The organism is Faecalibacterium sp. An58 (assembly GCF_002161515.1).
Lineage (GTDB): Bacteria > Bacillota > Clostridia > Oscillospirales > Ruminococcaceae > Faecalibacterium > Faecalibacterium avium.
In genome coordinates this window covers 217,720-231,631 of the sequence record NZ_NFHX01000001.1, presented here as the reverse complement: position 1 = coordinate 231,631, position 13,912 = coordinate 217,720, and the positions used below count along the sequence as shown (strand labels likewise).

Sequence of the window (13,912 nt, the reverse complement as noted above, 5' to 3'; positions counted from 1 at the left end):
CATGCGTGCAAGCGGCATCCTGATGCCTGTATTCAGCCTGCCGGGCCCCTGGGGCATCGGCACGCTGGGGCGGGAGGCCTACCGCTTTGTAGACTTTCTGGCCGACGCCCGCCAGTCCTTCTGGCAGATCCTGCCCATTGGCCCTACCGGCTATGGGGACAGCCCCTACCAGAGCTTTTCCGCCTTTGCAGGCAACCCCTACTTCATCGACCTGGACCTGCTGGTGCAGGACGGGCTGCTCACACCGGATGAGCTGCCCCCTGCTTTGCCGGTAGAGCCCATCCAGTATGGCGCTCTGTATACCCAGCGGCCCGCCGTACTGCGGCTGGCTGCCGGCCGCCTGCTGGCCAGCCCCACCCCCGCCTACCGGGATTTCTGCCGCCAGCAGAAGGGGTGGCTGGAGGACTACGCCCTGTTCATGGCCATCAAGGAGGAGCAGGGCCAGGCGGGCCTGTCCCAGTGGCCCGATCCTCTGCGCTGCCGCCAGCCCCAGGCCATGGCCGACGCCCGCGAGCGTCTGGCCTGCGCCTGCGGCTACCATAGGGCGGTCCAGTATTTGTTCTATAAACAGTGGCAGGCCCTCAAATCCTATGCCAATGGCAAGGGCATACGCCTCATCGGGGATATCCCCATCTATGTCAGTCCCGACTCCAGCGACCTGTGGACCCGGCCCGAGCTGTTCCAGACCGACGGCCGGATGCATCTGACCCGAGTGGCGGGCTGTCCCCCGGACTCCTTTGCCGCAGACGGCCAGCTGTGGGGCAATCCCCTCTACGACTGGCCGCGCCACGCCGCCGAGGACTTTGCCTGGTGGAAACAGCGGATGCGCCACGCCACCTCCATCTACGATGTGGTGCGCATCGACCATTTCCGCGGCTTCGAGAGCTACTTTTCCATCCCGGCGGGCAGCGCCACCGCCCAGGGCGGCCAATGGGTCCAGGGTCCGGGCCAGGCCTTCCTGGACGCCATGCACCAGGCCGTGGGCCGGGACGCGGTGATCGCCGAGGACCTGGGCTACCTCACCGACCAGGTCAAGGCCCTGCTGGCTGCCAGCGGCTGTCCCGGCATGAAGATCATGCAGTTTGCCTTTGACAGCCGGGAACCGGGCAATTACCTGCCCTACACCTACACACCCAACAGTGTGGTCTATACCGGCACCCACGACAACATCACCACCGAGGGCTGGCAGCAAAGCGCCAGCCCCCAGGATGTGGCCTACGCCTGCCGCTACCTGCGCTGCGCGCCTCAGGACCTGACCGACGCCATGATCTGCGCCTGCCTGTCCAGCGTATCCGGCCTGGCGGTCATCCCCATGGCCGACTGGCTGCATCTGGGCCCCGAGGCCCGGATCAACACCCCCAGCACCCAGGGCGGCAACTGGCAGTGGCGGCTGTCCCCCGGCCTGCTCACCCCCGCTCTGGCCGGACAGATCGCCGCTCTGACCGAACTGTACGGCCGCGCCCCCGGGCAGAATTAAAACATCCCTCTATTTTTCTTTCTCTATTTTCCTTATTTTGCGCAGCGGAAGCCGTCCTGCAGCCCAGTGGCCGCGGGGCGGCTTCCCTGTTTTGCGGTGCGGGAATATTGCACAGGAACATTTTTTCACCTGCCCCGCGGGGCCTTATATCCGCCTTTCCAACACAGGCACGCTCTTTTAGCCCTTTCGATTTCACATCATCCTCACAATCCGGGTCCAAACCTGCCTCAGCGATGCCTTGTTGTTTTTTGCCGAATATGCTATAATTCATATAAAGTCAGTTCCCGCGGCTTTGTGCGGGGGCCAAGCTTGAAAGGAGCCCTACATATGGAATACACTGTTTCCGCAGGCGCAGTCTGCATGCCTGCCCACTACGCCCTTGTCCCGCAGGAAGAAATGATCTATCTGGATGGCGGCATCACCCAGCAGGACGTCATCCAGTTCGGCGTCAATGTGCTGGTGAATGGTTTCATGGTCCTCAGCGGCGCCTTCTTCTCGGCGGGAGTGGGTATGCTCGCCAACGCCTTTGTCGGCACCACCCTGAAATCCGGCGTCCGGATCATGAAGGATTTCTTCTCCTCTCTGAACGGCGCCCAGTGGGGCGCGCTGGCCATCGTGGGCGTCATGGGCGGCTTCTATGGCGTAAGCATGCTGTCCTACTACTACATGGCCCTGGTGGACCCGCTGATCAAAGTCTTCCAGGAGGCGTATGCCCTCACCCAGGAGCAGCTGGCTGCCCAGCAGCAGGCTGAGGCTGTGGCCGCCTGAGCCTCTGGCTTTTGAAATCTTATGACGAAAGGAGCTAACATTCATGCAGAATCTTCACATGCCTGCCCATTACGGGGAGATCGGCGAGGATGAGCAGCGTCGGATCCAGGGCGGCGGCCCGCTGAGCGACGCGATTGTCGATTTTCTCGACAGCCTGCATCTGACCGATTTTTATCGGGGTTCCTCGGTGCTCGCCATCTCGTTTACCTTCGTTCCTGCCCTGCTGTTCACAGCGGTGCGCTCGATCTTTGAGCTGACCACCGAACTGGTGGACGGCATCTCGGATCTGTTCAAACAGCTATAACACATCTGTCATGGATGCCGCCCGGGAACCGAAACGTTCCGGGCGGCTTTTTTGACGCCGGCCGGCGGCATTGTCCGGCCCCGCAGTCGTCGAAGGCTCCAAAACCTATTTTTATGTGCAGAATTTTTTGTGAAAACCTTCCGGGCCGCCCAAAGGCGCTTTTTCGGCAACTTTGCATCTAAATGCAACAATAATATATGTCCTTTTTGGTCCAAAGCTTTTATTATTGTAAGTGAGAAGGCTGCCCTGCGCCCCGGAGCCGCCGTAAAACACCGGGGCCGCAGCCAGTGTATGTGTAAGGAGGAAACGAGAATGAAGGATGTCCGTATTTGGAAGCAGGAGCTGGCCGGGGGCGTCTATGCCGGCCGTCTGGCTTCTCTGTACTGCTGCACCCCCCAGGAGGCCGCCGCCCATGCGGCACGCTATGCCGCCGCCCTGGATGGCCTGGAGGCCAAGTTCGGCCCCCACAGCGGCGCCGCCCTGTTCAGCGCGCCGGGCCGCACCGAGATCGGCGGCAACCACACCGACCATCAGCACGGCTGTGTCCTGGCGGGCAGCGTCAACATCGATATGATCGCCGCCGCAGGCCCCAACGATGCCGGCCAGCTGCGGGTGCAGAGCGAGGGCTATCCCCTGTGCACCATCAGCCTGGACGACCTGGCCCCCCGCAAATCGGAGGAGAACACCAGCGCCGCCATCCTGCGGGGCACCTGCGCCGCCTTTGTCCAGCGGGGCGCACAGCTGTCCGGCCTGGATGTATATATCACCTCCAATGTGCCCAAGGGCAGCGGCGTCTCCTCCAGCGCCGCCTTTGAAGTGCTGGTGGGCACCATCCTCAACGAGCTGTTCATGGAGGAGAAGCTCTCCCCCATCGCCATTGCCCAGATCGGCCAGTGGGCCGAGAACGTCTATTTCGGCAAGCCCTGCGGCCTGATGGACCAGATGGCCTCCAGCGTGGGCAACATCATCACCATCGACTTTGCAGACCCCTCCAATCCCGTGGTGGAGCCGGTGGAGGTGGACTTCTCCAAGGCGGGCCTGGCCCTGTGCATCCTGGATTCGGGCGCCGACCACGCCGACCTGACCGACGAGTACGCCGCCATCCCTGCGGACTGCCGGGCTGTGGCCAAGGTGTGCGGCGGCGAAGTGCTGCGCCAGGTGCCCTTTGAGACCTTCCTGGCCAACATTCCCGCCTGCCGCAAGGCCTGCGGCGACCGGGCTGTCCTGCGGGCTTTCCACATTTATGCGGACAACCAGCGTGTGGCCCGCCAGGTGGCCGCCCTGCGGGCAGGCGACTTCGACACCTTCCTGGCTCTGGTCAACGAGTCGGGCCGCAGCAGCTGGGAGTACCTGCAGAACGTCATCCCCGCAGGCTACACCAAGCATCAGGAGGTGGCCGTCACCATCGCCGCCGCCAAGCATCTGCTGGCCGGCCAGGGCGCGGTCCGGGTCCACGGCGGCGGTTTTGCCGGCACCGTGCAGGCCTTTGTCCCCCTGGAGCAGCTGGAGTCTTTCAAGGCCGGCATCGAGGCCATCATTGGCGCCGGCCGCTGCCATGTCCTTTCGATCCGTCCTGAAGGAGGTGCCGTCCTGTGATTTCCAACGCCATTCAGCAGCTGGTGAACTACGGCCTTGATACCGGCCTGATCCAGCCCGATGATGCGATCTACATCCGCAACCAGCTCCTGATGACCATGCAGCTGGACAGCTTTGAGGAGCCGGAAGGCGACTGCTATTACATCGACCTGGAATCCATCCTCAAGACCCTGGTGGACGACGCGGTCGCCCGGGGTGTCTGCGAAGACAACTCGGTGGCCCGTGACCTGTTCGACACCCGGCTCATGGGCGTGCTGACCCCCCGGCCCAGCATCGTGCGGGCCAACTTCTGGGAAAAGTACGAGGAAGAAGGCCCCAAGGCCGCCACCGACTGGTTCTATTCCTTCAGCCAGGATACCGATTACATCCGGCGCTACCGCATCAAGAAGGACCTGAAGTGGGTCACCCGGACCCCCTACGGGGATCTCGACATCACCATCAACCTCTCCAAGCCCGAAAAGGACCCCAAGGCCATCGCGGCGGCCAAGCTCGCCCCCCAGAGCGCCTATCCCAAATGCCAGCTGTGCCAGGAGAATGAGGGCTACGCAGGCCGGATGAACCATCCCGCCCGCGAGAACCACCGCATCATCCCCCTGACCATCAACGACAGCGACTGGAACCTGCAGTACAGCCCCTATGTCTATTACAACGAGCACTGCATCGTGTTCAACAGCCAGCATACCCCCATGAAGATCGACCGGGCCACCTTCCGCAAGCTGCTGGACTTTGTGGCCCAGTTCCCTCACTACTTTGTGGGCAGCAATGCCGACCTGCCCATCGTGGGCGGCAGCATCCTGAGCCACGACCACTTCCAGGGCGGCTGCTACGAGTTCGCCATGGCCAAGGCCCCCATCGAGAAGCCCTGGTCCTTCCCGGGCTATCCGGATGTGGAGGCGGGCATCGTCCGCTGGCCCATGAGCTGCATCCGGCTGATCAGCGAGGATGACAGCCAGCTGGTGGACCTGGCCGACAAGATCCTGCTGGCCTGGCGCGCCTATACCGACGAGAGCTGCTTTGTCTACGCTGAGACCGACGGCGAGCCCCACAACACCATCACCCCCATTGCCCGGATGCGGGACGGCAAGTTCCAGCTGGATCTGGTGCTGCGCAACAACATCACCACCCCCGAGCATCCTCTGGGCGTCTTCCACCCCCACGCCAAGCTCCACCACATCAAAAAGGAAAACATCGGCCTGATCGAAGTGATGGGCCTGGCCGTGCTGCCCAGCCGCCTGAAGGGCGAGATGGCCCAGCTGGAAACCGCCCTGGTGGCCCGCACCCCTGTGGACCAGTATGGCGAGGCGATCCAGAAGCACGCCGAATGGGCCGGTGAACTGCTGGCCAAATACCCCGACCTCAATGAAAGCAACGTCCATGCCATCGTGCAGGAGGAGATCGGGCACGTCTTTGCACAGGTGCTGGAGGATGCCGGCGTTTACAAGCGGGATGAGGCCGGCCAGGCCGGATTTGTCCGCTTCCTGGAGACCATTCGTTAAGGACAGGAGGACTTTTGGATGACCCGTATCCTTGAAGTCTGTGTGGACAGCACAGCCAGCGCCCTGGCCGCCCGCGAAGGCGGGGCCGACCGGCTGGAGCTCTGTGCCGATCTGGCCATTGGGGGAACCACCCCCAGCCTGGCCCTGGTGGAACAGGTCAAGGCCGAGACCGGGCTGCCGGTGCGGGCCCTGCTCCGCCCCCGGGCAGGCGATTTCTGCTACGACCGGTGGGAAGTGGCCCAGATGGTCGCCCTGGCGGCCCAGCTGGTGCGCGCAGGGGCCGATGGTATCGTCACCGGCGTGCTGACCCCCGAAGGCCAGCTGGACCTGCCCGCCATGGAGCAGATCTGCCAGGCTGCCCGCAAGGCTGCCGGATGCCGCCCTGTGGTGCTGGCTTTGCACCGCGCCTTTGACGTCTGCCGGGACGCCGGCGCCTGCCTGGAGCAGGCCTGCGCCCTCGGCCTTGCCACCATCCTGTCCAGCGGACAGGCCGCCGACGCCTACACCGGCCGAGCCATGCTGGCTCAAATGCAAACCCAGGCCGCCGGCCGGATCGAGATCCTGGCAGGGTCCGGGGTCAGTGCAGCCAACATCCCCGAACTGGTGCGCCAGACCGGCGTCACCGCCTGCCACCTGTCGGGCAAAAAGGCAGTCCCCAGCCGGATGTCCTTCCGCCGGGAGGGCGTGCCCATGGGCCTGCCGGGCTTTGACGAGTTCACTCTGTGGCAGACCGATGCCGGCGCCATCCGCGCTGCCCGCACCGCGCTGGACAGCGTCTGATCTTTGCTATTTTCTTTCTCCTTATACAGCAGGCCGCCCCGGGCTGCTGGTCTTGGACCAGCGCCCGGGGCGGCTCCGTTTTTTAGATCACAACTTTTTTGCGCAGCAGGCTCATGGGCGGTAGCGCAGGGGTGGGGATGGTGTAGCGCTCCATGGCATGGGGCGTGGATGTGACCGGTTCCCCGGCCTCGTTTTGGATCCATTCGGGCTGCAGGGGAATGGAGGTGCCGTCGGGGGTCAGCGCCTCCAGGGTGTCCCCCAGGGACCATTTGCCCCGCTGCTGGCAGCTGGCCACCCCGTTTTCCCAGCTGTCCACCGTGCCCACAAACTCCCACTGGCGGATATAGGCCGCGGTGGATGTATTCTGGCGGGCCTTGTCGGGTCCGAAATAGAACCCCGGGGAATAGGGCCGGTGGCTGGTGCGGGTCAGCTCCTCCAGCACCGCCTGCGGCAGCTCGAAATCCTCCGCATAGGGGTCGGCCAGGTACTGGTCCAGGGCCTTGCGGTAGGCCGCCGTGACGCTGGCCACATAGTAAAAAGTCTTGGCCCGACCCTCGATCTTGAGACTGTCCACGCCGGCCTTGCACAGCAGGTCGAGGAACGGGGCGGTGCACAGGTCGTTGGCGTTGAGGATGTAGCTGCCGCCCTCCCCTTCCCCGATCTCATACAGCTGGCCGGGACGGGTCTCCTCGGTGAGGTAGTATTTCCAACGGCAGGGCTGGGCGCACTGGCCGCGGTTGGCGTCCCGGCCCGCCAGGTAGTTGGACAGCAGGCACCGGCCCGACACACTCATGCACATAGCCCCATGGACAAAGGCTTCCAGCTCCAGTTCAGGCGGAGTTTTGTCCCGGATGACGGCGATCTCGGTGAGGCTGAGTTCCCGGGCCAGCACCACCCGTTTGGCCCCCATCTTGCAGCAGGCTGTGGCAGCCGCGTAGTTGGTGATGCCGGTCTGGGTGGACATATGCACATCGATGTCGGGGGCATATGTCTTGCAGGCGTCTAGCACCCCCAGGTCCGCCACAATAAAGGCGTCCACTCCGGCCTGGGCGGCCTGGCGGATGGCGTCGGGCATACGGTCCGCCTCCTCGTTGGTGGGCAGGGTGTTCAGGGTCAGATAGACCTTGCGCCCTCTTGCGTGGGCATAAATCACCCCTTCGGCCAGCTGTTCGGGGGTGAAGTTTGCGGGAGCGGCCCGCATCCCAAACTCAGGCAGGGCGCAGTAGACGGCGTCGGCGCCGTAGCAGACCGCATAGCGCAGCCGCTCCAGGTCCCCCGCAGGGGCCAGCAGCTCGGGTATTTGAAGCATGATGTTTCCTCCCATACGTCAAAAGGGGCGGGCCCGGGCGCCGGGCCTGCCCCCTTGTTGTGGATGTGGTTCAAAGGCTGTTGTTGACCGCGCGGGCCGCCCGGACGTTGGCCTGGTGCTGTTCCAGGGTCTGGGCGTAATAGTAGCGGCCGGTCAGGTCGGTGACAAAGAAATAGGCATCCTGGACCTCGGGGTCGGGCTGGGGGTCCAGCGCGGCCTGGATGGCTGCGAGGCCGGGGTTGGACACAGGCCCCGCCGGCAGCCCGGCGCAGCTGTAAGTGTCGTAGGCCGCCAGGATGTTGGCGGGGATCTCGTCCCAGCCGCCATACCACGGGGCCACCCAGTTCCACAGGTAGTTGTTGTCCTCATCGCTCTGGATGTAGCTGGAGACGTTGCTCTCCAGCCGGGGGTAGGGCGAATCGGGGGCCAGCCGGTTGCGGAACACCTGGGCCACGTTGCTGTCCTGGTCGTTGCCCGCCTCCTCCTGGACGAAGGAAGCCAGGGTGACCAGCTGGTGCAGGGTCATCCCCTGCTGTTCCAGCGCCTCGTAGATGTCCGGGGTGATCATCTGGTCAAAGCGCGCATAGAAGGTGGCCACATAGTCATGGACGGTCCCGTCGTTGAGGAACTCGTAGGTGTCGGGGAACAGATACCCCTCGCACTTCATAAAGCGGTCGGGGACCTCCTGGTCGGTGGGCAGGTATTGCCAGAAGGTAAACTCGCTGAAATCCCCCTCGTTTGCCTCCTGCAGGAATTCCTCGGCGGAGCACAGACCAGCCTGTTCCATCTGCTCGGCAATGGCGATGGCGGTGGTCCCCTCCGGGAAGGTCAGCCGGGTAGTCTCGGCGGCGGCATATACGGACAGCGCCTGGATCAGCTGGTCGTAGGAAGCGCCCTGCTCCAGCTCAAAAGTGCCATACTGCAGGCTGCCGGCCACTCCCTGCTGTCCCACATACCAGCGGAACAGCCGGGGAAAGCGGATCACCCCTGCCTGCTGCAAATCCCGGGCGATGGCGGCCACCCCGCTGCCCTGTTCCACCGTCACGGTGACGGTCTGGCCGGTAGCCCCGGCGCCGGTCATCTCCCGGCGCAGCAAAAGCCCCACAGCCCCCGCTCCCAGCACCAGCACGGCCAGCAGCGCCAGCAGCACCCAGCGCAGGGTGTGTTTGGAGGCAGGGGCGGTGTGTTTGCTTTTTTTCGCTTCCTTCATACAGGTTTTTCCTTCCGGTCAGTTTTCAAGCATCAGGCGCATATAGCTCCCGCTCACGTCAAAGGGGGCGCCCACAAAACGGATCATGCCGTATTCCTGGCGGCTGCCCTCTCCCAAAAACAGGGGCTGGGCCTCCCCCACCGTGATGACGGCCCGTTCCACCACCGACTCCTTCTCACGGGCGGCCTCCATCAGCACCTCGGCGGCGCGGTCGTCGTCGGCCATCAGCTCGATGAAAAAGAGGGTGTCATCCTTGCGGAAATACAGGCCATAGCCATGGGCGTTGGACACAATGGTCACCCCGCGGCTGTACAAGTCCCCCAGCACCACCGACATCCGTGCAGCGTCCAGCTCCACGCAGTCGGGACAGTATTGGCGGCGCAGCTCGCACAGGCGCTTGGCGGTGACTGCGTCAAACTCGGCCTGGCTCCACAGATTGCGGCGCACCTCCCGGGTGAGGCAGCGCAGCCCGAAGGCCCGCTGGAACCCGCGGGCGATGTAAAAGGCGGCCTGGCCCGCGCCGGGGGCCGCCGCAAAAAAGACCGCCCCCTGACGGCTCTGCTGATCGCAGGCATAGTCCACGAGACCCGCAGCCAGGGCCGTGTCCCGGGCGCACAGGCCGCACAGGTAACAGCCGCGGCGGCCCTGCAGGGTGACCGGCACCGCCAGGACCATGGCCTGCACCGCGTCCCCTTCCGCCGCCACATAGGCGTTCTCCTGCCCGGCAAACTGCAGCACCGCACGCCGGGCGGCCTGGGCCGGTTCGTCCCACTGGGCGGTCCACAGCTGTTCCATGGCCGCCAGGTCGGACGGTCCCATCAGGCGAAACATCTTTAAGATACCCCCTTTTTCGTTCTTGCTTGCATCTGTATTATTTTTCCTGCCCCAGGATCTGGCCGGCCAGGGCCCGCACTTCCCAGCTGATGTGGTCCGCCGGGCGCATCCGGCCTGCCGCCGTAGTGCACTCCAGGATCTCCCAGCCCAGCTTTTGGGCGCAGTATTCGGCAGCCTGGCGGCTGCGCTCCATGTACTCCAGATCCCGCTCCTGGATATCCTTCTTGCTCTCGTCTCCGTGGTAGCGGCCGGTCATCAGCCGCTGGCTGACCATGGGGTCCACCCGCAGGTAGATCACCAGGTCGGGGGCGGGCAGCCCCAGCAGCCGGTATTCGTAGTCGAACAGCCATCCGAGATAGCCGTCCCACTGGTCCCGGGGCAGCTTGGAACACTGATGGGCCCCGTTGGACGTGGTATAGCGGTCGGCGATCAGGATGCCGCCGCTGTGATAAAACGCGCCCCAGTCGGTCTTGTAGCTGGCATAGCGGTCCACCGCAAAAAAGCTGGACGCCGCATAGGCGTTGACATCGTCGGGCTTATCGCCGAACTGCCCGCCCAGATACATCCGCACCAGGGCCGAGGACTCGCTTTCGTAGTTGGGGAAGCTGATCTGCCGCACCGGCAGCCCTTCCCTGGTCAGGGTTTCGGCCAGCATCCTGGCCTGGGTGGCTTTGCCGCTGCCGTCCAGCCCCTCGATCACCAGCAGGCGTCCCCGCCCTTCCTGGGAAGAATTCCTCATGCATCCTCACCGCCTTTGCACAGAGCCCGGTATTTCTCCCGCACCTCTTCCGGCCGGCCACAGCACATCTTTCCTTCGGGGCAGGGGCCGCTCAGGCAGCCGGGCCCCGCCGTCCGGAACAGGTGGGGCGCCAGGGGATACACCAGCCGCAGCATCTCGTCGGCCAGGGTCCGTATCTCCCACTGGGCGCGCTCACAGCAGCGCAGGCGGAAAAAGTTGTGCAGGCTGCGGGCGTTCATGGTCACCACCATCTTGGTCTCACAGGCATTGGGCAGCACAAAGCGGGCGTCCTCGTTGGCCATCTTTTCGGCCTTGCGGCGGGCTTCCTTTTCGGGCACGCCCTCGGCCATCAGGCGGGCGGTGTGGCCCTCCTCCAGTTTGCGGGCCAGGTCCAGATAGCGGCGTGCATCCTCCTCCATGCTGGCCAGGAAGGCCGCTTTGGCCTCGGGCACCGCCTCGATGGCGGGGGGCACCACATAGCGGAAATCGTCCAGCCGGACATACCGCTGGCTCTGGACGCTGAAGGAAGCGATCCGGTGCCGTGTGATCTGGGCCAGCAGCGACCGGCTGACCCCCTCGATGCCAAATGTAAAGCTGGCGTGCTCGATGGGGCTGGCGTGGCCCAGGTCGCTGAGCATATCCAGAAAGCGGGCGGTCTTTTCTTCATCCAGCCCTTCCAGCAGGTCGGGGATGTGGCTGTCGGAGTAGCAGAGTTTGGCCGCAGCGGCCACCACACGCTCCGGGTCGGGCGTATATGCGATCAGTCGAACTGTCATCATTCCTCATCCCTCCGAAACTTTGGTCAGGGGGGCGTAGTTGGCCATGGTCTTTTTGACGCCCACCTTGTCGAAACGGATCTCCACGATAAAGTCCCCCGCCGCCGGGGTGACCCGGGTGACCACGCCCCGGCCAAACACCTTGTGCATCACCACATCCCCCGGCTGGTAGCTCTTGGCCGGAGCGGCCGGACGGGGCGCGGGGGCCGGGCGGCTGATGCCCGCGCCTCCCGGAAAGGCAGTCCGCTGGCCGGCGGCGTTGTATTCCCGGTCCAGATAAGCTGTGCGGCCGGACGAGGCGGCCCGGCCATAGCCCGACGGCCCGGAATAGCCCGAGGCCCCGCCGGGCACCGAAGCGCCCATACCGCCCCCCCAGCCGGCGCGCATCGGACGGTCCAGGGCGGGGCTGCGAGTGGTCTCCAGGTATTCCGGCTCGATCTCATTCAAAAAGCGGCTGGGCTCATTGCGGCAGGTACGGCCGTACAGCATCCGGGTGGCGCTGTGGGAAATATACAGTTCCTGCTTGGCCCGGGTGATGCCCACGTAAGCCAGGCGGCGCTCCTCCTCCAGATCCTCCTCGGAATAACGGCTCATCTCACTGGGGAAGATCCCCTCCTCCATGCCCACCAGGAACACATAGGGGAACTCCAGGCCCTTGGCCGAGTGGATGGTCATCAGCACCACCTGGTCGGCGTCGGCGTTGTAGCTGTCGATGTCGCTGATCAGGGCGATCTCCTCCAGATAGCCCTCCAGGCTGGCATCCACCCCCCGGGTGTCGCAGTAGTTTTTGACGTTGTTCACCAGCTGGCCCAGGTTTTGCAGCCGGTCCTGGGCGTCCTCATGGCCCTGGGCGGCCTGCTGTTCCAGCATGGTCCGGTAGCCGGTCAGGTCGATCAGCTTCTGGGCAAAGAGGTCCAGCGGACAGGTGTCCAGGGCGTCCTGCAGCTGGCGGTACATCTGCCAGAATTTGAGCAGGGGCGCCACCGCACGGCTGAGCCGGGCGTATTCATCGGCCCGGCTGATGATATCCATCATCCCCACGCCCTCCTGGGCGGCCAGTTCCGCGATGGTGTCCACGGTGGACGCGCCGATCTTCCGGGCCGGCTCGTTGATGATCCGGCGCAGGCGCACATCGTCCCGGGGATTGGCCACGATGGACATATACGAATGGATGTCCTTGACCTCCTTGCGGTCGTTGAACCGCTGGCCTCCCACGATCTTGTGGGGGATACCCGCACGGGTGAAGTAGTTTTCGATGGGGGCCGACTGCGCGTTCATCCGGTAGAGGATGGCGTGATCCGACAGATGCCCGCCCTGGCGCAGATGCTGGCCGATCACCTCGGCGATATGGGCGGCCTCGTCCTGCTCGTCCTCGGCCTGGTAAACGTGCACCGGGGCGCCCTCGGCGTTCTTGGTCCAAAGGGTCTTGCCCTTGCGTTCGGTGTTGTGGCGGATGACGCAGTTGGCCGCGTCCAGGATGTTGGAGGTGGAGCGGTAGTTTTGTTCCAGCCGGATCACCTTGGCCCCGGGGTAATACCGCTCAAAGTTGAGGATGTTCTCGATGGTGGCGCCGCGAAAGCGGTAGATGCTCTGGTCGTCGTCGCCCACCACGCAGATGTTGCGGTCGGGGCCGGTCAGCAGGCTGACCAGGCGGAACTGCGCCACACTGGTGTCCTGATACTCGTCCACCAAAAGGTAGCGGTAGCGATTCTGGTAGTACTCCCGGGCCTCCTGATGCTCCTGCAGCAGCCGGACAGTGTAGTAGATCAACCCATCAAAGTCAAAGGCGCCGGCCTCCCGCAGCCGCTTTTCGTACAGGCCGTACAGCCTGGCGGCGATCTCCGCCTTGGTCTTGCCGGCGCTGTCCCGGACGGCATCGGCGGGGGCGATCAGCTGATCCTTCCAGCGGCCGATCTGCCCCAGGGCCGATTTGACCGGCAGGAGCTTATCGTCCACGCCCTGCTCTTTATACAGGGCCTTCATCACCCGCTGCGCGTCGTCGGTATCGTAGATGGTAAAGCTGCGGGGCCAGCCCAGTTCCTCGGCATAGCGGCGCAGGATGCGCACACAGGCCGAGTGGAAGGTGGAGGCGAACACCTCATCCCCTTCTTCATCCCCCAGCATGGCGCGCAGGCGGGCTTTCAGCTCGCCGGCGGCCTTGTTGGTAAAGGTGATGGCCATGATGTTCCAGCTGCGGGGCGGATCCTTGCGCAGCATCTCGTCCAGCCACAGGGGCACATCGGTGCCGGTCATGATGGCGGTGCGCAGGGCCCGCACGTCCTCGTCGGTGGCGGGACGGGGGGTCCAGTTCGAACCGTGGGCGCTGCCGAACCGGATCAAGCTGGCGATCCGGTTGACCAGCACGGTGGTCTTGCCGCTGCCCGCCCCTGCCAGGATCAGCAGGGGGCCGCTGGTGGTAAAAACGGCCTGCCGCTGCATCTCATTCAGCCGGCCGAACTGCTTTTCTATGAATGTATCCCGCAAAGTACAAAATTCGGTCTGTATATCCTTTGCCATGTGCTTCTCCTGTCCTACAAAATCTTTTTACAGTATACCACAAACCGGCCACTATTTAAAGTAAAGGCGGGCAACTGGCCCCGCAAAAAAGCCCGGCCTCCTGTAC

At 64.2% G+C, this 13,912-nt stretch carries 12 protein-coding genes; 6 read left to right on the top strand and 6 right to left on the bottom strand.

Annotated features, from left to right (window positions below):
- Window position 1 precedes the first annotated feature (1 nt).
- From malQ to B5G12_RS01110, 6 genes are all read left to right on the top strand, one after another.
- On the top strand, window positions 2-1,477 hold the full coding sequence (gene malQ / locus B5G12_RS01135) for a 4-alpha-glucanotransferase (protein WP_087323031.1): 1,476 nt from the start codon (window positions 2-4) through the stop codon (window positions 1,475-1,477).
- A gap of 327 nt (window positions 1,478-1,804) precedes the next feature.
- Complete coding sequence (locus B5G12_RS01130; protein WP_087228083.1) at window positions 1,805-2,245, top strand: hypothetical protein; 441 nt, start codon at window positions 1,805-1,807, stop codon at window positions 2,243-2,245.
- Window positions 2,246-2,288: 43 nt separating this feature from the next.
- Window positions 2,289-2,549 (top strand): hypothetical protein, encoded by a 261-nt coding sequence (locus B5G12_RS01125; protein WP_087228082.1) that lies wholly within the window; start codon window positions 2,289-2,291, stop codon window positions 2,547-2,549.
- A 312-nt stretch (window positions 2,550-2,861) separates the two neighbouring features.
- Window positions 2,862-4,145 carry a galactokinase gene (locus tag B5G12_RS01120; RefSeq protein ID WP_087323028.1) on the top strand — a complete coding sequence of 428 codons (1,284 nt, stop codon included), beginning with the start codon at window positions 2,862-2,864 and terminating at the stop codon, window positions 4,143-4,145.
- The gene (gene galT, locus B5G12_RS01115) at window positions 4,142-5,641 is read left to right on the top strand and encodes a UDP-glucose--hexose-1-phosphate uridylyltransferase (protein WP_087323025.1); all 1,500 of its coding nucleotides are present in this window, start codon (window positions 4,142-4,144) and stop codon (window positions 5,639-5,641) included. The genes B5G12_RS01120 and galT overlap by 4 nt, the downstream gene beginning before the upstream one ends.
- A gap of 18 nt (window positions 5,642-5,659) precedes the next feature.
- Window positions 5,660-6,421 (top strand): copper homeostasis protein CutC, encoded by a 762-nt coding sequence (locus B5G12_RS01110; protein ID WP_087323022.1) that lies wholly within the window; start codon window positions 5,660-5,662, stop codon window positions 6,419-6,421.
- Window positions 6,422-6,503: 82 nt separating this feature from the next.
- Here the strand turns inward: B5G12_RS01110 and B5G12_RS01105 are convergent, their stop codons facing one another.
- The 6 genes from B5G12_RS01105 to B5G12_RS01080 all read right to left on the bottom strand — a co-directional run bounded on the left by B5G12_RS01105 (window position 6,504) and on the right by B5G12_RS01080 (window position 13,806).
- Window positions 6,504-7,730 (bottom strand): peptidase U32 family protein, encoded by a 1,227-nt coding sequence (locus tag B5G12_RS01105; protein WP_087323019.1) that lies wholly within the window; start codon window positions 7,728-7,730, stop codon window positions 6,504-6,506.
- A gap of 70 nt (window positions 7,731-7,800) precedes the next feature.
- Window positions 7,801-8,940 (bottom strand): endolytic transglycosylase MltG, encoded by a 1,140-nt coding sequence (mltG, locus tag B5G12_RS01100; RefSeq protein WP_087323016.1) that lies wholly within the window; start codon window positions 8,938-8,940, stop codon window positions 7,801-7,803.
- Window positions 8,941-8,958: 18 nt separating this feature from the next.
- Entirely contained in the window at window positions 8,959-9,771 is an 813-nt protein-coding gene (locus B5G12_RS01095) for a GNAT family N-acetyltransferase (RefSeq protein ID WP_087323013.1), read from the bottom strand.
- A gap of 40 nt (window positions 9,772-9,811) precedes the next feature.
- Window positions 9,812-10,513: a dTMP kinase gene (locus B5G12_RS01090; RefSeq protein WP_087228075.1), complete on the bottom strand. Its 702-nt coding sequence runs from the start codon at window positions 10,511-10,513 to the stop codon at window positions 9,812-9,814.
- A complete protein-coding gene (thyX, locus tag B5G12_RS01085; protein ID WP_087323010.1) occupies window positions 10,510-11,292 on the bottom strand; it encodes an FAD-dependent thymidylate synthase in 783 nt (260 codons plus the stop codon). Before thyX ends, B5G12_RS01090 begins: the two co-directional genes overlap by 4 nt.
- Window positions 11,293-11,295: 3 nt before the next feature.
- A complete protein-coding gene (locus B5G12_RS01080; protein WP_087323007.1) occupies window positions 11,296-13,806 on the bottom strand; it encodes an ATP-dependent helicase in 2,511 nt (836 codons plus the stop codon).
- Window positions 13,807-13,912: the final 106 nt, after the last annotated feature.